Origin of the sequence: Leisingera aquaemixtae, assembly GCF_001458395.1 — a bacterium.
Taxonomy (GTDB): domain Bacteria; phylum Pseudomonadota; class Alphaproteobacteria; order Rhodobacterales; family Rhodobacteraceae; genus Leisingera; species Leisingera aquaemixtae.
The window spans coordinates 40422-63350 of sequence record NZ_CYSR01000009.1; the positions used below are offsets into that span (position 1 = coordinate 40422).

20 protein-coding genes are annotated in these 22929 nt (G+C 65.3%); 9 read left to right on the forward strand and 11 right to left on the reverse strand.

Features of this window, described 5'->3' with window-relative positions; translation table 11 throughout:
• Window positions 1-87 precede the first annotated feature (87 nt).
• From PHA8399_RS03340 to PHA8399_RS03375, 8 genes are all read right to left on the reverse strand, one after another.
• A complete protein-coding gene (locus PHA8399_RS03340) occupies window positions 88-1212 on the reverse strand; it encodes a mandelate racemase/muconate lactonizing enzyme family protein (protein ID WP_058284778.1) in 1125 nt (374 codons plus the stop codon).
• Window positions 1209-2303 carry an alcohol dehydrogenase family protein gene (locus PHA8399_RS03345; protein ID WP_058284779.1) on the reverse strand — a complete coding sequence of 365 codons (1095 nt, stop codon included), beginning with the start codon at window positions 2301-2303 and terminating at the stop codon, window positions 1209-1211. Before PHA8399_RS03345 ends, PHA8399_RS03340 begins: the two co-directional genes overlap by 4 nt.
• 96 nt (window positions 2304-2399) lie before the next feature.
• Window positions 2400-2639, reverse strand: coding sequence for a hypothetical protein (locus tag PHA8399_RS03350; protein ID WP_058284780.1), 240 nt, complete (start codon window positions 2637-2639; stop codon window positions 2400-2402).
• Between the two features lie 3 nt (window positions 2640-2642).
• Window positions 2643-4094 (reverse strand): aldehyde dehydrogenase family protein, encoded by a 1452-nt coding sequence (locus PHA8399_RS03355; protein ID WP_058284781.1) that lies wholly within the window; start codon window positions 4092-4094, stop codon window positions 2643-2645.
• Window positions 4091-5245, reverse strand: coding sequence for an aromatic ring-hydroxylating oxygenase subunit alpha (locus PHA8399_RS03360; protein WP_058284782.1), 1155 nt, complete (start codon window positions 5243-5245; stop codon window positions 4091-4093). The genes PHA8399_RS03355 and PHA8399_RS03360 overlap by 4 nt, the downstream gene beginning before the upstream one ends.
• Window positions 5246-5340: 95 nt before the next feature.
• Window positions 5341-6255: a LysR substrate-binding domain-containing protein gene (locus PHA8399_RS03365; RefSeq protein WP_058284783.1), complete on the reverse strand. Its 915-nt coding sequence runs from the start codon at window positions 6253-6255 to the stop codon at window positions 5341-5343.
• Between the two features lie 236 nt (window positions 6256-6491).
• Complete coding sequence (locus PHA8399_RS03370) at window positions 6492-7913, reverse strand: homospermidine synthase (protein ID WP_058284784.1); 1422 nt, start codon at window positions 7911-7913, stop codon at window positions 6492-6494.
• A gap of 159 nt (window positions 7914-8072) precedes the next feature.
• Window positions 8073-8357 (reverse strand): hypothetical protein, encoded by a 285-nt coding sequence (locus PHA8399_RS03375; RefSeq protein WP_058284785.1) that lies wholly within the window; start codon window positions 8355-8357, stop codon window positions 8073-8075.
• Window positions 8358-8519: 162 nt separating this feature from the next.
• Here PHA8399_RS03375 and PHA8399_RS03380 point away from each other — a divergent pair, with 162 nt between their 5' ends.
• On the forward strand, window positions 8520-9257 hold the full coding sequence (locus PHA8399_RS03380) for a hypothetical protein (RefSeq protein ID WP_058284786.1): 738 nt from the start codon (window positions 8520-8522) through the stop codon (window positions 9255-9257).
• On the opposite strand, the gene PHA8399_RS03385 is transcribed toward PHA8399_RS03380, so the two are convergent.
• On the reverse strand, window positions 9195-9863 hold the full coding sequence (locus PHA8399_RS03385) for a hypothetical protein (RefSeq protein WP_058284787.1): 669 nt from the start codon (window positions 9861-9863) through the stop codon (window positions 9195-9197). The two genes, PHA8399_RS03380 and PHA8399_RS03385, sit on opposite strands and share 63 nt — an antisense overlap.
• Window positions 9864-10383: 520 nt before the next feature.
• On the opposite strand from PHA8399_RS03385, the gene repA reads away from it, so the two are divergent.
• The 8 genes from repA to hutU all read left to right on the forward strand — a co-directional run bounded on the left by repA (window position 10384) and on the right by hutU (window position 20841).
• Window positions 10384-11559 carry a plasmid partitioning protein RepA gene (repA, locus tag PHA8399_RS03390; protein WP_058284788.1) on the forward strand — a complete coding sequence of 392 codons (1176 nt, stop codon included), beginning with the start codon at window positions 10384-10386 and terminating at the stop codon, window positions 11557-11559.
• On the forward strand, window positions 11559-12533 hold the full coding sequence (gene repB, locus PHA8399_RS03395) for a plasmid partitioning protein RepB (RefSeq protein WP_058284789.1): 975 nt from the start codon (window positions 11559-11561) through the stop codon (window positions 12531-12533). Before repA ends, repB begins: the two co-directional genes overlap by 1 nt.
• A gap of 180 nt (window positions 12534-12713) precedes the next feature.
• On the forward strand, window positions 12714-13853 hold the full coding sequence (gene repC, locus PHA8399_RS03400) for a plasmid replication protein RepC (protein ID WP_058284790.1): 1140 nt from the start codon (window positions 12714-12716) through the stop codon (window positions 13851-13853).
• A gap of 360 nt (window positions 13854-14213) precedes the next feature.
• The gene (locus PHA8399_RS03405) at window positions 14214-15527 is read left to right on the forward strand and encodes an MFS transporter (RefSeq protein ID WP_058284791.1); all 1314 of its coding nucleotides are present in this window, start codon (window positions 14214-14216) and stop codon (window positions 15525-15527) included.
• A gap of 118 nt (window positions 15528-15645) precedes the next feature.
• The gene (gene hutI, locus PHA8399_RS03410; RefSeq protein ID WP_058284792.1) at window positions 15646-16854 is read left to right on the forward strand and encodes an imidazolonepropionase; all 1209 of its coding nucleotides are present in this window, start codon (window positions 15646-15648) and stop codon (window positions 16852-16854) included.
• Between the two features lie 5 nt (window positions 16855-16859).
• Window positions 16860-18383, forward strand: coding sequence for a histidine ammonia-lyase (gene hutH, locus PHA8399_RS03415; RefSeq protein WP_058284846.1), 1524 nt, complete (start codon window positions 16860-16862; stop codon window positions 18381-18383).
• Complete coding sequence (hutG, locus tag PHA8399_RS03420; protein WP_058284793.1) at window positions 18380-19162, forward strand: N-formylglutamate deformylase; 783 nt, start codon at window positions 18380-18382, stop codon at window positions 19160-19162. Before hutH ends, hutG begins: the two co-directional genes overlap by 4 nt.
• Window positions 19159-20841 carry a urocanate hydratase gene (hutU, locus tag PHA8399_RS03425; protein WP_058284794.1) on the forward strand — a complete coding sequence of 561 codons (1683 nt, stop codon included), beginning with the start codon at window positions 19159-19161 and terminating at the stop codon, window positions 20839-20841. Before hutG ends, hutU begins: the two co-directional genes overlap by 4 nt.
• Window positions 20842-20928: 87 nt before the next feature.
• On the opposite strand, the gene PHA8399_RS03430 is transcribed toward hutU, so the two are convergent.
• Together PHA8399_RS03430 and PHA8399_RS03435 are read right to left on the reverse strand one after the other, a co-directional pair.
• On the reverse strand, window positions 20929-21870 hold the full coding sequence (locus PHA8399_RS03430; RefSeq protein WP_058284795.1) for a glycerophosphodiester phosphodiesterase family protein: 942 nt from the start codon (window positions 21868-21870) through the stop codon (window positions 20929-20931).
• Window positions 21870-22925, reverse strand: a complete 1056-nt coding sequence (locus PHA8399_RS03435) for a sn-glycerol-3-phosphate import ATP-binding protein UgpC (RefSeq protein ID WP_058284796.1) — start codon at window positions 22923-22925, stop codon at window positions 21870-21872. The genes PHA8399_RS03430 and PHA8399_RS03435 overlap by 1 nt, the downstream gene beginning before the upstream one ends.
• Window positions 22926-22929: the final 4 nt, after the last annotated feature.

The window sequence follows — 22929 nt, forward strand, 5'->3', positions numbered from 1 at the left end:
CTGTCCCCGCAGGCATCGTCCGGACGGTCCTGCGGGCCTGCCAGTCTCAACAGGCTGTAGAAACTGATTCTACCAAATACTGCGTAGTCAGGCGTCCCAAACCGCCTGCGGTTGCCCCATCAGGTCCCGGTTGACGGTGATCCCCAGCCCCGGCGCATCCGGCACCAGCACGCCGCCGTCCTGAACAGGCGCATCGAACTCCGCCGTTTTCAGCGTTACCATATCGCGGCAGTCCAGAATACAGCGAAGCGCCCGCTCCGGCACCGTGGCGCCCAGATGGGCGATGGCAGAAAACGCCACCACAGACCCCACGGTGTCCTGCACGCTGACCGTAGCACCCGCAGCCAGGCACATGTCCCGGTGCCGCCGCCCATGGGTCAGCCCCCCGGCCTTGGAGATCTTGAGGCCGATCCCGTCCGCCGCATCCTCCGCCAGCATAAGGGCAACGTCCTCATCCTGCTGCACCAGCTCATCCAGGATGATCGGCACGGTGCAGCGCTTGCGCAGCGACAGGGTCTCGCGCCAGGTCTTGCAGGGGGCTTCCAGCACAAAGTCCAGCCCTTCCGGCAGCATCCGCAGCATCCTCAGCGCGGTTTCCGGTGTCAGCCCGCCGTTGGCATCAACCAGAAAGAACTCCCCCGGCTGCCGGTCGGCCAGCGACGCGCGGATGCGCTCGGCATCCAGCGCCGGTCCGCCCTCGCTGTCCAGCGCGCCGATCTTCACCGAGTGGCCCAGATAGCCCATCTCGCGGTGTTGCGCCACGCGGGCGCGCATGTCTTCGGGGCTGCCTGCATAGATCGAGGAGATCACCGGCAGGCGCTTGCCTGTCGAGCCGCCCAGCAGTTCGCAGACCGGCATATTCACCGATTTGCCGAACAGGTCCCAGCACGCAAGGTCAATCGCGGATTTGGCGTGGTTGTGGCCCAGCAGCGCCTCGTCCATTGCCTCATTGATACGGTCCATCTGCCGCGGGTCGCGGTCCAGAAGATAGGGCGCAATCTCGGCGATACCGGCGCGAGTACCCAAAGCGTGCGCCGCGATATAGGTGGAGCCGAACGGCGTGCTTTCGCCCCAGCCCTCCAGCCCGGTGTCGGTGGTGATCCGCACAAAGGACGCATCAAAGCTGCGGTACTCCCGCCCGCCCGACAGCCTGTAGACGCCGCCGGAATACGGCAGGTCCAGTTGATACAGCTCGATCTTCCTGATCTTCACGCTTTGACCTCCGGGATCATCAGCACCAGTTTGCCGGTATGCGTTTTGCTCAGGAAGTCCTCCTGTGCGGCGGCAATCTCGCTGAGGGGGTAGGTCTTGGCGACCAGCGGGCGGATGTCGCCTGCCTCGATGTACGAGATCAGATTGGCGAACACCTCATCCTCCTGGAAGGTGCATCCCATTAGGGTCAGGTCCTTGAGGTAGAGCGTGCGCACGTCGATCTCGCTGATCGGCCCGGCGATTGCGCCTGCGGTGGTGTAGCGCCCGCCCCGGCGCAGCACGTCCAGGAACGCGGGCCACTGCGGGCCGGCAACCAGATCAACCACCACGTCGATAGAACCCTCGCCCAGTTCGGCGCGCAAGTCGGCGTTGCGGTCCACCACCCGGTCCGCTCCCAGCGCCAGCACTTCATCCGCCTTGGCGGCAGAGGACAGCGCGATCACGGTAGCGCCCCGGCGTTTCGCCAGTTGCACGGCAGCAGAGCCGACACCGCCCGAGGCGCCGGAGATCAGCACGGTTTCTGCGCCCAGGCCCACCCGGTGCAGCATGTTTTCCGCCGTCGAATAGGCGCAGGGGATCGAGGCGAGTTCCGCATCGGACCAACCGCAATTCACCGCATGGGTCTCGCGCGCAGGCGCCACTGCAAACTGGGCAAATCCGCCGTCGCATTCGCTGCCAAAGGTCCAGCATTCATAGGGGCGGTAATCCACGTAAGACCGCAGCATGTTGCGCACCAGCACCCGCTCGCCGATGCGGGAGGTGTCAACCCCCTCCCCCACCGCTGCGATGCGGCCGCAGGCGTCGGCGCCCTGGATACGCGGAAACTCCAGCGGCGCGCCGGACCAGCTGGCGTCAACGTCGTTGACACTGTCGAACCCCGTGGCGCCGCCCGCATTTGTGCCGGCCTCCACCGCCTTGGAGTACCAGCCGATGCGGGTGTTGATGTCGGTGTTGTTGATGCCAGCCGCCGCCACCCGGATCAGCACCTCGCCGGGTCCGGGCTGCGGCACCGGCACGTCGATGCGGTACTGCAGCTTCTCAATGCCGCCGTGGCCGGTCAGAAGGACCGCCGCCATTTTGCTGGGGATCATGCCTTCACCTCCCTTGACCTGAGATTCTTTGGCCGGCCCTCCCCTGCCGGCCAAACAGACCGCTGCCCCCGCAGGCACAGCGGCCTGAAACCTGTCTTACAGCTCCAGCGGATGCGCCCGGTCCCGCGCCGCCAGGCGGCGGTTCAGCGCCTTCGCCTCCGGCATCCCGGCCTCCAGCGCAAAGACAAAGGCGTGCGTCAGGTAAAAGCAGGCGGCGTCGATATTACCCGCATCCTCCGCCTGATCACCGGCCAGCGTATAGAGCCGGACCAGCGCGGCGCTGTCCTTGTCCGCATGCGCCTGCAGCAGCGCGTGGTCGAGCTCTGCGCGCTCCATCCCTCAGCCCTTCAGCGAGATCGCGATGTTCTTGGTGCGCACATAGTTATAGAGTGCCTCCAAGCCCTTCTCGCGGCCGAAACCGGATTTGCCGACCCCGCCGAACGGGGTGGAGATGCCGCCCGCGAACCATTCGTTCACGAACACCTGCCCCGCCCGCAGACGGTTCGCCACCCGGTGCGCCCGCGCCAGATCGCGGGTGAAGACGCCCGCGACCAGCCCGAACTCGGTGCCGTTCGCCATGGCGATTGCCTCGGCTTCGGTGTCAAACGGGGTGAAGCAGGTGACGGGGCCAAAGATTTCCTCCTGCGCCACGCGGGCTGCCGGGTCCACATCCGCCAGGATGGTCGGCGCCATGAAATACCCCTCCCGCTCCAGCCGGGCACCGCCCGAGGCCGCGCGGGCGCCGCTTTGGCGGGCGGTGGCGGTCAGGGTTTCGATCCCGTCCAGCTGCCGCGCCGAGATCACCGGGGTGAGGCCCGGGTTTTCCAAGCCATGCCCGACGCTCAGGCCGTTTGCCAGCGCGGCGGCGCGCTCCACCGCCTCGCCGTAGATCGACCGGTGCACCAGCACCCGCGACATGGCAGAGCAGACCTGACCCGCGTTATAGAAGATGCCGCTTTGCAGGGAGGACATCAGCGTGTCCAGATTGGCATCCTCAAAGGCCACCGCGGCGGATTTGCCGCCCAGCTCCATCAGCGCGGGCGTTACCGGGTTGGCGGCGGCGCGCAGGATCGCTTGCCCAGTCGGGACCGAGCCGGTGAAGACAATCTGATCCACCGCCGGGCTTTCCACCAGCCGCGCGCCCAGCTCCGCACCGATGCCGTTCAGGATCGACACCGCCCCCGCCGGAACCTCGGCGCGCTCCAGCGCCACGCCCAGCATGGCCAGCGCCATCGGGTCCAGTTCCGGCGATTTGATGATCACCGAGTTGCCCGCCGCCATCGCAGGCGCCAGCGACCGCGCCGCAATCGACACCGGGAAGTTCCACGGCACGATCTGGGCAGAAACACCGTAAGGCTCATAAACCGTGTAGTCAGCGTAATCGGGGCCAAGCGGGATCGACTTGCCCTCGATCTTGTCGGCCATGCCGCCGTAATATTCGAAATACTGCGCGGCCTCTTCGAATTCATCATGCGCCGCGCTCTGGCTCTTGCCGCTTTCCCGGCACAAGAGCTCCGCGCCCTCATCCGCAATGCCCCGGATCTCCGCCGCAATGCGCTGCATCAGCTGGCCGCGTTTGGCGGGTTTCATCGCACTCAGGTCGCCGCGCTCGAAACTCGCCCGCGCCGCCTCCAGCGCTTTCGCCAGGGTTTCCTCCCCCGCCAGCGCGCAGTCGCCCACGTGCTGGCCGTTGCCGGGATCCTCAACGGCGATGCGCGCACCGCCGTCACCCTCGACCCAGGCACCGGCCAGGTAATTCCTGGCCAGCCCGTCTTTCAGAAAGGCACTCATGCCTCGCGGCCTTTGGTCACCTGATCCGCCACCCAGGCGTGGAAATTGTGGGTCGGCCCGTCCATCGCAGGCGAGAACCGGCCGCCGTCAAACAGCTCGCCGTGGCGGCCCTTCTGCATGCCCTCGACGACAAAGACGTCTTCCTCAAACACGGTCTTCCACAGCTTCGCATTCTCGGTGCGCAGGTCTTCCAGCTCTGGCGTGTCCTCGTTGGACTTCGCGTAATACAGCTCGATGTGCTCAACGGTGTTTTCGGTGTCGACCGGCTCCAGGATGATCGCAAAGGCATGATCGCGCTGCACACCCAGCAGGACGTTGGGATAAACCGCGGTATATTCGCCGCCCTCGTCCCATTTGCTGCTGAGACCCTCGAAATCCGGGAACACCTCGCCGTTCTCACCCTTCATCTGGCGGTAGACCAGGGTGCCCTGACCGGAATACTTGCCCGGCACCTCGATGTTGTAGTGGTCTTCCAAGCGGGAATAGCTGTTGAGACCCGGATGCACCCACGGCAGGTGATAGCTCTCGCAGTAGTTCTCCACCGCCAGCTTCCAATTGGTCTTCACCTCCAGCTTGAAGCCTGAGTCCGCGCCGCCGTGATGCACCGGGGTCTCGAATTCCTTCCAGCGCTCCAGCAGGTCGGCGTGGGCCTCCTCGAACTCCGGCGCGGATCCGTCGACGTTCACAAACACCACGTCGCGCCAGACATAAGAGCGGATGCGCACCAGGCCCAGCTCGTCCAGCTTGATGTCTTCATGCTTGTTGTTGCCGGGGCCGCCCACATGCGGGGTGGAGACCAGACGGCCATCGAGGCCATAGCACCAGCTGTGATAGGCGCAGCGGATGGCACCGCGGATCTTGCCGGGTTTCTCGACCAGGATCATGCCCCGGTGGCGGCAGGTGTTCTGGAACACGCCGACCTCGCCATCCTTGTCGCGCACGATCAGCAGCGGCATCCCAAGGAAATCCACCGGCTTGGCATAGCCCGGTTCCGGCACATCCTTGCCAAAGCCGATGCCCGACCAGTTCTTGAACAGCACCGAACGCTTCTCTTCGGCAAAGACGGCGGGGTCGATGTAATGAGCGTTCGGCAGGCCGTTTGCGACGTTGACCGGAGCCATCACCGGGGCAAGCGAGTCATGCTTGTTCATCTGGGTCTCTCCAAGGCAGGAAAAAGATGTGCGCGTTTTGCGCCATTGAAGGGAGAGAGCGGATTCACTCAATAGCAGGAATTTTCGCGCTGGGATTAGCTCAGCTCACCTGACCCCTGATGTATCTCGTCAATGACCCAATTGCGCAGCAAACGGGCGGATTCCGACAATTCCGCGTCGGGGCGGCCCACCAAATGGAACCCGTGCGGCGCCGCCAGCACATGCGGGCCGATCGGCACCAGCTGGCCAGTGGCCAGCAACGGGTTCAGCAGCCGCTGCCAGCCCAGCACCAGCCCCACCCCGTCCTGCGCCGCCTGCAGCGCCACAGCGTAGTTGTTCACCCGCACGCCGGGCGCAATGGGGCCGCTATAGCCCAGCTGCTGAAACCAGTCGGCCCAGGTGGTCCAGCTCTTGTCATCGGACTCCAGATGCAAGAGCCTCTGCTGCGCCAGCTCCTCCAGCGGGCAGCCGGTGAGTTTCTCCGCCAGCTCCGCATTGCCGACCGGCACCAGATGGTCGCGGTACAGCTCGGTCTGCTCCAGCCGCGTGTCCCGTTCGCGCCCGTAACGAATGTAGAAATCCACGTCCGGCATACCGCGCAGGGGCCGGTCGTTGACGATCTGGTTGACGTTCACATCCGGATGCACCCGCCAGAACCGCACCACCGAGGGCGACAGCCACAGCGACGCCACGGCGGAGGTAGAGCCGATGGTCACGGTATCCCCGTTCTGGCGGTCGCGGATGGTCTTGAGGCTCAGCGAGATCTTGGAAAACGACGAGGCCAAGGTTTCAAACAGCGCCTCCCCCTCCTCCGTCAGCTCCACGCCCCGGTGCTTGCGCTGAAACAGCGGTGCTTGCAGCTCCGCTTCCAGCGCCTTCACCTGATGGCTGACCGCGCCGGGGGTCACCGACAACTCCTGCGCCGCGTTCTTGAAGCTCAGATGCCGGGCGGCGGCCTCGAACGCGGCCAGCGTGGTGAGCGGCGGCAGGTTGTAATGGCGGCGCGACATCTGCGGCTCCTGGCAAGTGGCTCGGATGAGCGGTCCTCATTTCAATATGAGGAAAACACCTTTGAATGCCAGACCGGATCTCGCTCGCGCGCGCCAGCTTGGCCGCACACCCAAAACTCCCGCACCGCACCGGCGCCATGATGGACAAGGCATTTCTGGACCCTATCGGCCACAGCCCCGGTTTCTGCGCCATCAAGGAATATCCGGCGGCGCGCCCCAGGCGCGCCACCGCTGGGTCAGCTCGCCAGCACGTTCCGGAACAGCCAGGGATCGCTTTCGTCAATATCCTCCGGGAACTGCGCCCAGCGGTCCTGCAACGGTGTCCAGCTGGTGTAATGCGCCTCCACCGGGCCCAGATACGGGCGCTGCACCTCAAGACAGCGGGCGTGGTCCATCTCATCTGTCTCGACGATCCCCGCTTCGGGGTTTTCCAGCGCCCAGACCATGCCTGCCAGCACCGCCGAGGTGACCTGCAGCCCGGTCGCGTTCTGATAGGGCGCCAGGTCGCGGGCTTCCTCGTTCGACAGCCGGGAGCCGAACCAGAGCGCGTTCTTTTCATGGCCGTAGAGCAGCACGCCCAGCTCGTCGATGCCCTCGATGATCTCATCCTCCGTCAGGATGTGGTGCCGCTCCTGCTGCTGGCCGGAGCCGAACAGCTCATGCAGGCTCAGCACCGCATCGTCGCAGGGGTGATAGGCATAGTGGCAGGTCGGGCGGTACTCCGGATCGGCGCCTGCGCCGACGGTATAATAGTCCGAAATCGAGATCGCCTCGTTATGGGTGACCAGAAAGCCGAACTGCGGCCCCGGCGTCGGGCACCAGGTATGCACCCGGGTGATCGCGCCCGGACGCTCCAGCCAGATGGCGGCCTGGCAGCCGCTGTTCTGGCGGTGGCCGTTCTCCGGGAACCAGGTTTCATGGGTGCCCCAGCCCAGCTCGGCAGGCTGGAAGCCCTCGGCGATGAAGCCCTCGACCGACCAGGTGTTGACGAAGGTGCCGCGGGCGCGCGGCACCCGGCGGGCCTGGGTATCCCGTTCGGCGATGTGAACGCCCTTGACGCCCAGCGACTGCATCAGCCGCGCCCAGCCCTCGCGGCTGGCGGGGGTCTCAACCTCGCGGCCGGTGTCGCGGGCCAGCGTCAGCAGCGCCTCCTTGACGAACCAGCTGACCATGCCGGGATTGGCGCCGCAGCAGCTGACCGCGGTGGTGCCGCCGGGGTTGCGCGCCTTTTCATCCCGGACCGCCTGGCGCAGCGCGTAATTGGTGCGGGCAGCATTGTCGGTTGTGCCGAAATAATAGCCCGCCCAGGGCTCCACCACCGTGTCGATATACAGCACGCCCAGCTCCCGCATGAAGGTCATAAGCTCAAGCGAGGAGGTGTCCACCGACAGGTTCACGCAAAACCCCCTGCCCTCGGCAAACAGGCCGCCCAGCACTTCCCTGTAGTTGTCCGGCGTCAGCGCGACCTGCAGGTGGTTGATGCTGTGCTGGCGCAGGAAATTCGCCTTGGCGGCATCGGGCTCGATCACCGTCAGCTTGGCGGCATCGAATTCGAAGTGGCGTTCGATCAGCGGCAGCGTGCCCTTGCCGATCGAGCCGAAACCGATGATCACGATGGGGCCGTCGATCCGGCCGTAAATGGGATGCTCCTGAGCCATAGGCTTCTCCATGCAGATTCGTTCGCCCCGGCCAGTATGAGCCAGCGAAAGAACTTTGGTGCGCAAATGTTGAGCCCGGTCAAGGGGTATGGCGGGAAACGGCCGGATCTTAGTGCAGTGCAGCCCCCCGGGGGGGCGCCGGCCCGGCCCCGGCGCGGCCTAGTTCAGACGCCCCTTGCGCAGGTCGATAAGCCCGCGCAGCGCCCGCAGAAACACCCCGCGGTCGCGGTGGCCGACCTGGGACAGCATGGCAAGCACCTCGCGCTGGTCCTGCGCCAGCGTGTCCGGCACGGCAGAGCCGTCCGGCGAAACCATATGGGCCCGCGACACCAGCAGGGCAATCGACCTCTGGTCCAGCCCTTCGGTCAGATCGGACCAGAAGCCAAGGCTTCTCCCCGACGCCTCGCTTGCCTTTCTCAGCAGCTCAAGCTCGCGCCGGGACACGTCCCGTCCGCGTCCCCCGGCCTGATGCGCTTTTTCGTTCGTCCACTCCACAGGTAACTCGCCCGATGATAACCCCTATACACGCATTGATTGTTGATGCTTTGGCTGATAGGTGTCAACTATTGGTTTAATAATTCACATATGTAAACTTTTGAGGTGCATATGATTGCCGACCGCATTGATGCCGCCTGCAAGATCGCAGGCGTAAGACTGAAGACAGCCTGCACAATCTCCGGGGTCAACTACGGCACTCTGCGAAGCCAGATGCGGAACAACCGCGAAATTCCGGCGTCCTCGCTGGCGCTTCTGTCGGCCGGCCTGTGCATCCCCATTCAGTTCTTCTTCGACCTGCCCGGCGGCAGCCAGGCCTCCGCAGCCCGGCTCAACCGCTGGCGCGCGGCCGAGGCCGCCAATACGGAACTTGCAGCGTGCTCCAGGGCGGGATTCAACGTGACCACGGACCACATTCTGGACTGGTTCCACCAGGAGGCAGGGCAGCTGCGGAATTGGGAATGGTTCGAGGATCAGGTCGATCTTTACGAGCCTCTTGAAGCCACCGACCGGATCATGCACCCGATCCAGATCGGCAAGCGCAGCGCCGCCGCCGAGCGGCTGATGCTGGCCGGCAACCGGGATTTTTACCGCATCGTCGGATCCTTCGAGGAAACCATCATCGCGCGCGCGATGCAGTCGCACAGGATGCTGAGCGAAGTTCCGTATATCGTCACCGACGAGGAGCTGGACGTGATCATCAAGGGGCTGCGGGTGCGCGGCGGCTACCGCAAGGTGACAATGCGGGTGACCGGCCCCCAGGGGGAGCCGGTCACGGCCGTTTTCTCAAAGATTACCTGGCTCGACACTGCTGACAATATGCGAGAAGTGGACTGCGTTGAGGCCTAGGATCATCTGATCGTTCGCCAGGCCTTCGGGCACCGGATCCGCCCAGGAAATCGCGTTGCGGTATTTGCCGTTAAAGCCGTAATCATCGGCCAGGCGGCGGTGCTTGTAGGCAATGATCGTGTACATCCAATCGAAATCCCACCGCGTGGCGGCCAGCAGTTTCACATACTGGGCGAAATCGCCAAGCCGCCGGATGCCGCCCCGTTCGTCCGGCGCAACCTCGATCCCGCCGAAATAGATCAGCCGGCCCCGCAGCTCATCGACCAGCGGCTGCGAAACGCGCTCCACCACCCCGTCGCGGCCGCTGTAGCGGGAGGCCGCAAGTCCGCGGAAGTAATTCCCGAAGTCCTTGCTGCCAAGATCCACGCTTTTGGCCGAGATGCAGGTGATGCACCGGTCCTGCCGCTTCAGGAACAGCCAGAACGCCCGGCCCGACCGCAGGTCCTCATCGCTGACTTCGGACATCGGGTGAACCCGCTCCTTTCCCACATCCGCCAAAAGGGCCGGCAGCTCTTCGGGGTTTGTGCACACGTAAAGCGTCAGGCCCTCGGCATTGAACCTGCCTTCAATGGCCTGCATATGTGTGAAGATGCTGTCACGTTCCATTTTCTTCTCCTTCAACTCATGGAATTCTGCACGCGCATGGCGAGTGCAGATCAAGAATTCCCTTATTTTTAGTTGTGGAAAACGCCTTTCACGCGAAACCGGCTGCGGTTTTCAGCCAGACAGCGGATTTCAGGCCAGCAGCAGAACGGTCAGGCGCGGCGGCGCGCCGAAATGGAGCGCCATCCGCGGAAAACAGACCCTAATCACAGCCGTTTGCCGCAGACTCAGCCGGGCGCCTTGTCCGGGGCGACTCGGCCCGGGCAGGCGTTTCGGATTCTGCACAGTGCCGCAGGGACCGCCCGCCCTCCCCTGCCCCGGCGCGGCGGCAGGCGGTCTTTTTATTTATTTTCAGGGCATTAAGCCGAAACTTGCCGCGGGTTTCGCACTCCGGCAGAAATCCGGAAAACACGTCTGCAACCTGTAAATGAAGGAATCTATTGCAAAACGCTGTTCGCATTGCGTATAGAAACGATAAATAAGGCGCTGACGCAAAACAGCGTTACTACCGAGAGGGCAGCAGTTGGCAGTAGCACTCCACATCAATCAGCGAATCCGCGAAAACGCGGAGAACCTCAGTGCGGCCCTCAACAGCCACATGCTGGCGAGTTTTGCACCGGATGCAAGGAAGGAACTGCGGCTGTTCAGCGCCGGGGAAGCGGCGGAGATGCTGGGCATTTCCTCCAGTTTCCTGCGCAAGCTGCATTTTGACGGAAAACTTCCCGAGGTTCACACCACACCGGGCGGGCGGCGCCATTATTCCGCCGCCGATCTGCTGGAGATGCGTAAGATCCTGGATGCCTCGGCCAAGACGCCGGGCACCTACCTGCGCGGCCGCCGCGCGGGCGACAAGGTGCAGGTTCTGTCCTTCCTGAACTTCAAGGGCGGCTCGGGCAAGACCACCTCGTCCATTCACACCGCGCAGCGGCTGGCGCTCAAGGGCTACCGGGTGCTGGCGGTGGATATCGACCCGCAGGCGTCGCTGACGACGCTTTTCGGCTACCGGCCAGAGGTCGATTTCCTTGAAACAGGGACGATTTACGACGCAATCCGCTATGATGACCCCCTGCCCCTGCGCCAGATCATCCAGCAAACCTATTTCACCGGCCTGGACCTGGCGCCGGGCGGGCTGATCCTGCAGGAATTCGAGCATGAGACGCCGCAGGCGCTGATCCACAACGTGCAGCCTGCGTTCTTTTCGCGCATGGCCGCAGCGCTGGAGGAGGTCGAGGCCGATTACGACGTGATCATCTTCGACTGCCCGCCGCAGCTCGGCTATCTCACCATGTCGGCGCTCTGCGCCTCGACCGGCGTGATCATCACCGTGGTGCCGAACATGCTCGACATCGCGTCTATGTCTCAGTTCCTGCAGATGTCCGCCGAACTGCTGGACGTGGTGTCCAACGCCGGCGCGGCGCTGGAATTCGATTTCCTGCGCTTCCTGATCAACCGATACGAGCCGAACGACGGACCGCAGCAACAGGTGGTTGCATTCCTGCGGCAATTGTTCGGCGAGGAGGTCATGGTGGCCCCGATGCTGAAATCCACCGCGATTTCCGATGCGGGCCTGACCCAGCAGACGGTCTATGAGGTCGAAAGATCCCAGTTTCACAGGTCAACCTATGACCGTGCGGTCGATTCACTGAATCAAGTTAACGATGAAATAGAATCGCTCCTTCAACAAGCATGGAGGCGTTGATGGCACGCAAAGGCATTCTCAGCACGGCACTCAGCAGCCCGGCAGCATCCGCTGGCGGGCCGAAACCCAAGATGATGCCGCGCGGCGCGGTCGGGGCGCTGCAATCCTCGCTCAGCAAGCTGCAGGAAAGCGCGGTGCAGGAAATCGACACCGCGCTGATCGACGACGCCGGTTACGAGGACCGCCTGGGCATGGACGGGGCCGCCTTCAACCAGCTGAAGGACAGCCTGCAGACCTACGGCCAGCAGGTGCCGGTGCTGCTGCGGCCGCCCCCCGCCACGCCGGGGCGGTTCGAAATCGTCTACGGCCGCCGCCGCCTCAAGGCGCTGCGCGAGCTGGGCCTGCCGGTCAAGGCGATGGTGCGGCAGCTGGACGACCACGCGCTGGTGATGGCCCAGGGCCAGGAAAACACCTCGCGCCAGGACCTCAGCTTCATCGAAAAGGCCGCCTTTGCGGCGCAGCTGCAGGCGGATGGCTATGGACGGCAGACAATTGCCGCCGCGCTGTCCATCGACCTGCCGATGGTGTCGCGGATGCTCAAGGTCGGCACCGCCTTTGATTTGCCCTTCCTGCGCACGATCGGCTCCGCCCCCGGCATTGGCCGCGACCGCTGGATGATGCTGGTCAAGCTGTTCGCCGATCCGGCAGCCCGGTCCCGGGCGATCACCAGGACAAACCGGCCCGACTTCACCACCTATGACTCCGACGGGCGGTTCGAGGCCGTTCTGAAACATGCCCAGAACGCACCGCAGGAGGTGAAGCCAGCCCCTGCCCCGCCGAAAACCCGCGCTCTGCCCGGCAGCACCGGCGCTGAGGTCGCGGGCATCAAGACCACCGCCAAGGGCATCACCCTGACGATCTCAGCCAAGGACGCGCCGGGTTTTGACGCCTGGTTCGACGCCAACGCGGAAGAGATCATGGCAGAGCTTCACGGCCGCTGGCAGCAAGACCAGCCCGAGCAGCCGGAAGACTGAGCAAGAGCAGAGAAAACAGGACAGGAGGCACGTAGCAGGCAAAAGAAAAGCCCCCCAGGACATTACATCCCAGAAGGCCGTTCTCAGATTTAGCACCTTTGGAATAGCCCTTCAGACTCGTCAGTGTCAACTCTGTGCGCCGCACAGGGGCGGGTATTTTTTGTCTTTCGTGAAAAAATCATGGAAAAGGCGTCCCAAATCGCATTTGGGCGGCAGGATCCGTGCGGCCGGCTGGCAGGTGACCACGACAAGTGGGACCTTCTGGCTGCGCTGACGCACGCCGCCGCGGAATTCGAACTCAGCCACCGCACCCTTGGGGTGCTGAAGGCCCTGCTCACTTTCTTCCCGGAGCGGGCGCTGCCCGCGGAGCCGGACAGCGCCATCGTGTTCCCGTCGAACCGCAAGCTGATGGAGCGCTTGAACGGGATGCCCGAAAGCACCCTGCGCCGCCATCTGGCCGCCCTCACCCGCATTGGCATTGTCAGCCGGAAGAACAGCCCCAACCGCAAGCGCTATGCCCGCCGCAGCGGCGAGGACACGGCTCTGGCCTTCGGCTTCGACCTGTCCCCCCTCGCCCGCCACGCCAGCCAGATCTTTGACGCCGCGCTGGTGGCCAAGGCCCGTGCCGGGCATCTGGCGGTGCTGCGCGACCAGGTGGCTGTGCTGCGCCAGCAGCTGTCGGAGCTGTCTGACGGCGCTGCGGAGCTGCTGGAGGCCGCCCGCAAACTGCTGCGCCGCAAACCCTGTAAGACGGAGCTGGCCCGGATGGCCGAAACCCTGCGCGAAGAAATTGCCAGCCGGACAGCGGATCAGGCCCCGCAGCCCTCCCGCCTGCCGTCACGCGAAATGAGCGGCAGCACCAGCCAGAATGAGCGGCACATACAGCATTCACTAAAAAAAGATTCTGACTCTGAAGCGGCGCAGCCCGCAGCGCCCTGTTCCCCGCCTGATCGTGCAGACGCAGCGGGGGAAGAGGCTGAGAATGGCAATGGCCTGTCCACCGTCCTGCGCGCCTGCCCCGAAGTGCAAAGCTATTACCCCGGCGGGCTGCGCAGCTGGCAGGATGCCGACCTGATTGCCGAGAAGCTGTCACCGATGATGGGGATCGCGATGCCCGTGCTGAGCGATGCACGCGCCGCCATGGGCCGCAGGGACGCGGCAACCGCGGTGATGTGCATACTGGAAAAGCTGGGCACCATCCGCAGCCCGGGCGCCTATCTGCGGCGGCTGGCGCAGAAGGCGCGGGCGGGTCAGTTTTCGACCAAGCCGATGCTGGATGCGCTGCTGCAAAGGGGTGCCGGGGCGGAAATTGTCAGCTGACAATTTTCTGCAATGTGCGGGATTGCGAAGGGTCTGCAAACCCGGATGGCGCTGCTGCGGGATGATGCACGCCCTGCCCGCGGTCCTGCTGAACTCGGCTCGCATCCTCCGCCAATGAAAAATTGTCAGCTGACAATCCCGGCTGTTTCTGGCGGCGCCTGCCGCTCACACAGGCCATTCCGAACCGGTTTCGCAGCCAGCCTCTGCTCGCGCTCAGCACCTGCGCGCGCTTGGACTGCGAAAATTGTCAGCTGACAATTTTCCTCTGCCGCCGCGTTCCGGTGATCCGGGCCGTTGCTTTTGCCGCCAGCCTGCGGCCACAGTGGCGGCAACGCTCCCAGCCCGAGGACTCCGCCGCCCATGCTGTCCATTCTGAAGAACCGCACCTACCGGCATTTGTTCCTGGCCCAGATCGTCGCTCTGACCGGCACCGGGCTGGCGACCGTGGCGCTTGGCTTGCTGGCCTTTGACCTGGCGGGCGAGCGTGCCGGGCTGGTGCTGGGCACCGCGCTGACGATCAAGATGGCGGCCTATGTCACTGTGGCCCCGGTGGCGGCCGCCTGGGCGGAACAGGCGGACCGGCGCAAAATGCTGATCACCCTGGATCTGGTGCGGATGCTGGTGGCGGTTTGCCTGCCGTTCGTCAGCGAGGTCTGGCAGGTCTATGTGCTGATCTTCGTGCTGCAATCCGCCTCTGCCGGGTTCACGCCCGCGTTCCAGGCCTCGATCCCCGATGTGCTGACGGAGGAGAAGGAGTACACCCAGGCGCTGTCGCTGTCGCGGCTGGCGTTTGAGCTGGAGAGCCTGGCCAGCCCGATGCTGGCCGCGGCGCTGCTGCTGGCGGTCAGTTCCGGCACCCTGTTCTGGGGCACCGCGGCGGGGTTCGCCGGATCGGCCCTGCTGCTGCTGACAATCGCGCTGCCGTCCCCCGCGCCCAGGGCGCGGCGTCCGGTCTGGGAGCGCACCACCCGCGGCATCCGCAACTATCTGAAGACACCGCGGCTGCGCGGGCTTCTGGCGCTGAACTGGGCGGTATCGGCCATCGGTGCGATGGTGATCGTCAACACGGTTGTGCTGGTGCGCGCCGGCATGGCGCTGCCCGAAAGCTCCGTTGCGCTGGCGCTGGCGGCGTTCGGCGGCGGCTCGATGCTGTCGGCGCTGCTGCTACCGCGGCTGCTGCAGCGGCTGCCCGACCGGACCGTGATGCTGGCCGGGGCAGGGCTGAGCATTGCCGCCATGGCGTGCCTGGCGCTGGCCGCCTTTGCCGCACCGCTGACCTTTGCACGGCTGGCAACAGGCTGGGCGGTGATCGGCGTGGGCTGGTCGGCGGTGCTGACGCCCTCGGGACGGCTCTTGGCGCGGTCGGCCCATCCGGCGGACCGGCCCGCGGTCTTTGCCGCGCAGTTCACCCTGTCGCACGCCTGCTGGCTGCTGTTCTACCCGCTGTCGGCCTGGCTGATGGCCGCCTGGGGCGGCGTCGCGGCGATGCTGGCGCTGGCGCTTCTGGCCGCGGCAGGGCTGTTCGCCGCGCAGCGCCTGTGGCCCCGCGACAGCGCCGCCCCGGTTGCGCACAGCCATCCGGACCTGCCGGCCGACCATCCGCACCTGCAAGGCGCCGCGCCGCACGCGCATCCGATCATCATCGACGATCTGCACCCGCGGTATCCCCGGTAAAAGGGGGGCAGGCTGCGGCCGGGCGCGGGCGCGGCCTTTGCGATTTTATGACTAGACATAATATCCTAATTGAGTAGCTTAATGCCGAACCAGCAGCACAGCGACTCGGGGGGATTCCGTGACAGGGAACTACGTTCTGACAGACGCCCGGCTGGCCACGATGGCCAGTTCAGACACGCCTTATGGCCTGATTGAGGACGGGGCCGTCGCGGTCTCTGACGGCAGGATCGTCTGGGCCGGGCCGCGGGAAAAATTGTCAGCTGACAATTTTCCGTGGGAGCAGCGCAGCCTGGGCGGGCGGCTGGTCACGCCGGGGCTGATCGACTGCCACACCCATATCGTTTTTGGCGGCAACCGCGCGATGGAGTTTGAGATGCGCCTCAACGGGGCATCTTACGAGGAGGTCGCAAGGGCAGGGGGCGGTATCGTCTCCACCGTCTCGGCCACCCGCACCGCTTCGCTGGAGGATCTGGTGCAGGGCGCACTGCCGCGTCTGGAGGCGCTGATCGCCGAAGGGGCTGCGGTGGTGGAGGTGAAATCCGGCTACGGGCTGGATCTGGACACCGAACTCAACATGCTGCGCGCCGCCCGGCGTCTTGGGAACTTGCGCCCGGTGACGGTGAAAACCACCTTCCTTGGCGCCCATGCCACGCCGGGCGAGTACAAGGGCCGTGATGACGACTACATCGATCAGGTCTGCATCCCCGCCCTGCGCGCCGCCCATGCGGAGGGGCTGGTGGATGCGGTCGACGGCTTCTGCGAAAACATCGCGTTTTCCCCTGCGCAGATCGAACGCGTGTTCAAGGCGGCGCAGGAACTGGGCCTGCCGGTGAAACTGCACGCCGAACAGCTGAGCCATCAGGGCGGCACCGCGCTGGCCGCGGACTACGGCGCGTTGTCAGTCGATCACGTGGAATACGCAACCGAGGATGACGCCAAGGCGATGGCCGCGTCCGGCTCCGTCGCGGTGATCCTGCCCGGTGCCTTCTACACCATCCGCGAAACGCAAGCGCCGCCGATTGATCACTTCCGTGAGCACGGCGTGCCGATGGCGCTGGCGACCGATTGCAATCCCGGCTCCTCGCCGCTGACCTCCTTGCTGCTGACGATGAACATGGGCTGCACCCTGTTCCGCATGACGCCGGAGGAGGCGCTGGCAGGCGTCACCCGCAACGCAGCCCGCGCGCTGGGGCTGGCGGACCGGGGACAGATCGCTGCCGGTATGCGCGCCGATCTGGCGGTCTGGGACGTGGAGACGCCCGCAGAGCTGGCCTACCGCATCGGCTTCAACCCGCTTTACACCCGTATCCATGAGGGCACCCAATGATCGAGATGATTCAGATGGTTCCGGGCACAGTGACCCTGGCCACGCTGGAAGATATCTACCGCAACCTGACCCCGGCCAAGCTGGATGCCTCGGCGCGGGAACCGGTGGAGGCTGCCGCGAAAATGGTGGCGGATGCCGCAGCGGGGGAGGAAGTCGTCTATGGCATCAACACCGGTTTCGGCAAGCTCGCCTCGACCAAGATCGCACCGGCCGATACCGCCACCCTGCAGCGCAACCTGATCCTCAGCCACTGCTGCGGCGTGGGCGAGCCGCTGCCGGAGGACAAGACCCGGCTGATGATGACGCTGAAACTCCTGTCGATGGGCCGCGGCGCCTCCGGCGTGCGCTGGCTGGTGATCGAGCAGATCGAGCAAATGCTGGAACGCGGCGTGGTGCCGGTGATCCCGTCGCAGGGCTCCGTCGGCGCCTCCGGCGACCTGGCGCCGCTGGCGCATATGGCGGCGGCGATGATCGGGGCAGGGGAGGCGACGTTCGAAGGGATCCGCATGTCCAGCGCGGATGCGCTGAAAGAGGCCGGGTTAGAGCCTATTGTGCTCGGCCCCAAGGAAGGCCTGGGGCTGATCAACGGCACCCAGTTCTCCACCGCCTGCGCGCTGGCCGGGCTGTTTGACGCCTGGCGCATGGCAGAGGCCTCGATGGCGATTGCCTCGCTCACCACCGACGCCATCATGGGCTCCACCGCGCCGCTGGTCGCCGATATCCATTCCTTGCGCGGCCATGCCGGGCAGATCGACGTGGCCCGCGAGATGCGCGCGATCATGGACGGATCGGAAATCCGCGAAAGCCACCGTGAGGGCGACACCCGGGTGCAGGATCCCTATTGCATCCGCTGCCAGCCGCAGGTGGTGGGCGCGGCGCTGGACGTGCTGCGGATGGCCGCCAAAACGCTGGAGATCGAGGCCAACGCCGTAACGGATAATCCGCTGGTGCTGGTGAACGAGGGGCGCATCGTCTCCGGCGGCAACTTCCACGCCGAATACGTGGGCTTTGCCGCCGATCAGATCGCGCTCGCCGTGGCCGAAATCGGCGCCATCGCGCAGCGCCGGGTGGCCTTGATGGTGGACCCGACCCTCAGCCACGACCTGCCGCCGTTCCTGACGCCTGATCCGGGCCTCAATTCCGGTTTCATGATCGCCGAGGTGACCACTGCCGCGCTGATGAGCGAAAACAAGCATTTGGCGAATCCTTGCGTCACGGATTCAACCCCGACGTCAGCAAACCAGGAGGACCACGTGTCGATGGCCGCCCACGGCGCGCTGCGGCTGGGACGGATGACCGCCAACCTGTCGGTGATCTTGGGCGTCGAAATGCTCTGTGCCGCGCAAGGGGTGGAGGCGCGCGCGCCTCTGCAAACCTCTGCCCGGTTGCAGGACGTTCTGGCGATGCTGCGCGCGGAGATCCCCGCGCTGGCCGAGGACCGTTACCTGGCCCCCGATATCGAAGCTGCCAGCGCCATGGTCCGCGCAGGCCGCGTCGCGGACGCCGCAGGCGTGAAGGTGGCGGCATGATCGACGTCACCCAAGGGTCGTCGCCGCTGGTGCTGGGCCTGCCCCACACCGGCACGGATGTGCCGCCAGAGGTCTGGGACTGCCTGAACGGGACGGGCAGGGCGCTGGCCGACACCGACTGGCATATCCATGACCTCTATGCCGGGCTGGTGGAGGAGGTCACAACCGTCCGCACGCCGGTCCATCGCTATGTGATCGACGTGAACCGCGATCCCGCAGGTATCAGTCTCTATCCCGGGCAAAACACCACCACTCTGGTGCCCATGACCGATTTCGACGGGCTGCCGGTCTGGCAGGAGGGCAGGGAGCCGGATGAGGCCGAAATCACCCGCCGCCGCGCGGCCTATCACGCGCCGTACCACACGGCGCTGGCGGCAGAGCTGGAGCGTGTGAAGGCCCTCCACGGCTTTGCCATCCTCTACGATTGCCACTCGATCCGCGGCGATATCCCGTTCCTGTTCGACGGCCGCCTGCCGGATTTCAACGTCGGCACCAACCTGGGCGAAACCTGCGATCCCGCCATCGAGGCGCTGACCGTGGCACGTTGCGAGGCGGCGGAGGGTTATACCTCCACCCTGAACGGGCGCTTCAAGGGCGGCTGGACCACCCGCCACTATGGCCGCCCCGCCGAAGGCCTGCACGCCATCCAGATGGAGCTGGCGCAGGCCACCTACTGCCAGGAGGCACCGCCCTGGACCTATCTGCCGGAGCGCGCGGAATCCCTGCGTGCCCATCTCACCCATATTCTCACCGATCTTCAGACCTGGAGGCCCGCATGAGCGATCCCCGCAAGAACACCCGCGACATCTTCCCGCCGACCGGCCCGGAGCTTAACGCCAAGTCCTGGATGACCGAGGCGCCGCTGCGGATGATGATGAACAACCTGCACCCGGATGTGGCCGAAAACCCGCATGAGCTGGTGGTCTACGGCGGCATCGGCCGCGCCCCGCGCACCTGGAAGGATTTCGACCTGATCGTCGAGACCCTGAAAAACCTTGAGGAAGATCAGACCCTTATGGTGCAGTCTGGCAAGCCCGTGGGCGTGTTCCAGACCCACAAGGACGCGCCCCGCGTGCTGATCGCCAACTCCAACCTGGTGCCGCATTGGGCCAACTGGGACCACTTCAACGAGCTCGATAAGAAGGGCCTGATGATGTACGGCCAGATGACGGCCGGCTCCTGGATCTATATCGGCACCCAGGGCATCGTGCAGGGCACCTATGAGACCTTTGCCGAGGCCGGCCGCCAGCATTACGGCGGCGACCTCAAGGGCAAGTGGATCCTGACCGGCGGCCTCGGCGGCATGGGCGGCGCCCAGCCGCTGGCCGCAGTCTTCGCCGGTGCCTGCTGCCTCGCGGTGGAGTGCAACCCGGACTCGATCGACTTCCGCCTGCGCACCAAATACCTGGACGAGAAGGCCGAAACCCTGGACGAGGCGCTGGAGATGATCGAGCGCTGGACCGCCGCGGGCGAGGCGAAATCCGTGGGCCTTCTGGGCAACGCGGCAGAGATCTTCCCCGAACTGGTGGAGCGCGCCAAGGCGGGCGGCATCCGCCCAGACATCGTGACCGACCAGACCTCTGCCCACGACCCGGTGAACGGCTACCTGCCGCTGGGCTGGACCATGGGCGAATGGAAGGAGCGCCGGGTCTCCGAGCCGAAAGCGGTGGAAATGGCCGCCCGCGCCAGCATGCGCGTGCAGGTGAAGGCGATGTGCGATTTCCACGCGATGGGCGTGCCGACGGTGGATTACGGCAACAACATCCGCCAGATGGCGCTGGAGGAGGGGCTGGAGAACGCCTTTGACTTCCCCGGCTTCGTGCCCGCCTACATCCGCCCGCTGTTCTGCCGCGGCATCGGCCCGTTCCGCTGGGCCGCACTCTCCGGCGATCCGGAGGATATCAGGAAGACCGACGCCAAGATGAAGGAGCTGTTCCCCGAGAACGAGGGACTGCACCGCTGGCTGGACATGGCGCAGGAGCGGATTGCCTTCCAGGGCCTGCCCGCGCGGATCTGCTGGATCGGCCTCGGCGACCGCCACAAGGCGGGCCTTGCCTTCAACGAAATGGTCCGCACGGGCGAGCTGAAGGCGCCGGTGGTCATCGGCCGCGACCATCTGGACTCGGGCTCGGTGGCGTCACCGAACCGCGAGACCGAGGCGATGATGGACGGCTCCGACGCGGTGTCCGACTGGCCGCTCTTGAACGCGCTCCTGAACACCGCCTCCGGTGCGACCTGGGTGTCGCTGCACCACGGCGGCGGCGTTGGCATGGGCTTCTCGCAGCATTCCGGCGTGGTGATCTGCTGCGACGGCAGCGAGGACGCAGAGCGCCGGATCGGCCGCGTGCTGTGGAACGACCCGGCCACCGGCGTCATGCGCCATGCGGATGCGGGTTATGACATTGCCAAGGACTGCGCGCGCGAGCATGGGCTGAACCTGCCCGGCATCCTGGGCTGATTGAGAGAAGGCTGAAATCCGGCGCGGATTTCAGCCATGAAAATCTAATTTTTCATGGCCGTTTCCCTTGCAGGGAAACGGCTTTGTTTAGTCTGTGCGCCAGTGCAGCCCGTGCATCAGCAAGCGCCGCTGCACCCGCCCCGGATAATCGGTGCAGATCGCATCGACCCCTAGGGCGATCATCCGGTCGATGTCTTCCGGCTCATTCACCGTCCAGACCACCGTCACCAGCCCCAGCGCGCGGGCGCGGGCCAGCGCGTCTGCTGTGATGTCCAGAAAATAGGGGCACCAGAACTGGCCCTTGGCGGCGGCCACCCGGTCCGGCAGGTCAATGGCACTGAAGCCCGCCACCGGGTTCACTGCCTTGGAGGAGTCCTCGCCCGGGTCATCGGCATTGTCCGGCAGCTGGGTCAGGAAGGAGGCAGGCATCTCCGGCGCGATCCGCTGGCACTCCGCCAGCAGGTCCCAGTCGAAACTGTGCAGCACCGTGCGCGGCTGCATATGGGCCTTGCGCACCTCTGACACCACTGCCTCCACCAGGTTCCGCCGCGCGGCGCTGTCGCCGATCAGGTCCGGATCGGATTTGATCTCCAGCAGCAAATGCACGTTGTGATGCTCAGGCCGCTGCAGCAGTGCCAGCAGGTCCGCCAGCCGGGGAATGCGCACGCCGGTCAGAAACGCCTGATCCGGGAACCGCTGGCCATAGGTGCTGCGCCCGTCCAGCCCGCCCGCGTCATAGGCCTGCAGCTCCGCATAGGTCAGAGACGACACCTTCGGCTCCTCCCCCTGCAGCCAGCAGCCATCGGCGCCGCGGATCATCGAGCGGGTCAGGCGGTGGTTGTGGGTGATCACCGGAACGCCGTCGCGGGTGGCGGTCACGTCCAGCTCCAGCAGTTCCACCCCGGCGGTCAGGGCAAACGCAAAGCCTTCCATCGTGTTTTCCGGCAGCACGCCGCGGGCGCCGCGGTGGCCGATCAGGCGGATCACTCCGGGCCGGGCGGCGAAGGCGGGGATCTGGGGGTACTGCATCAGTCCTCCAGACGTTTGCCGGTGGCGGGATCGAACAGATGGGTCAGCTCCGGCGCGACGGAAAAGCGGCGGATGCTGCCGGTGCCGTCATTGGCATGGCCCGGCACGCTGGCGGTGATGCTGAGATCGGTGCCCGGCAGGCGGCCGTGGATCAGGGTGTTGGCGCCCAGCTGTTCCAGCAGCTCCACCTCGATGGCGATGGGGCCTGCGGGGTCTTGCATCAGATGTTCCGGGCGCAGGCCCAGGGTGGCGGTGCCGGAATGGGCGGAGGCCACCGGCAGCACGCCGCCGCCGGGCAGGGCGGCCTGGCCGCCGCTGAGTTCTGCCGGGAAGAAATTCATCGCCGGGCTGCCGATGAAGCCCGCCACAAACACCGAGGCGGGGCGGTCATAAAGCTCGATCGGGGTGCCGAACTGCTCCACATAGCCGCCGTTCAGCACCATCAGCCGGTCGCCCAGCGTCATCGCCTCCACCTGATCGTGGGTGACGTAGATCGACGTGACCCCCAGCCGCTGCTGCAGCTTGCGGATCTCCAGCCGCATCTGCACCCGCAGCTTGGCATCCAAGTTTGAAAGCGGCTCGTCGAACAGGAACACCTGCGGATCGCGCACGATGGCGCGGCCCATCGCGACCCGCTGACGCTGGCCGCCCGACAGCTGCCGCGGCTTGCGGTCGAGGTACTGCTTGATCTCCAGGATCTCCGCCGCCTCCTCGACGCGGCGGTTGATCTCGTCCTTCGGCAGTTTGCGGATCTTCAGGCCATAGGCCATGTTCTGGCGCACCGACATATGCGGATAAAGCGCGTAGTTCTGGAACACCATGGCGATATCGCGCGCCGAGGGTTCCAGCTCGTTCACCCGGCGTCCGCCGATGGAGATTTCACCGGAGGTGACGCTTTCCAGCCCCGCCACCATCCGCAACAGCGTGGACTTGCCGCAGCCGGAGGGGCCGACGATGACGATGAACTCGCCATCGTTGATGTCGCCTTCGATATGGTGCAGCACCTCGGTCGGGCCGTAGGATTTCACCAGGTCTTTGAGTTGAATATCAGCCATTATT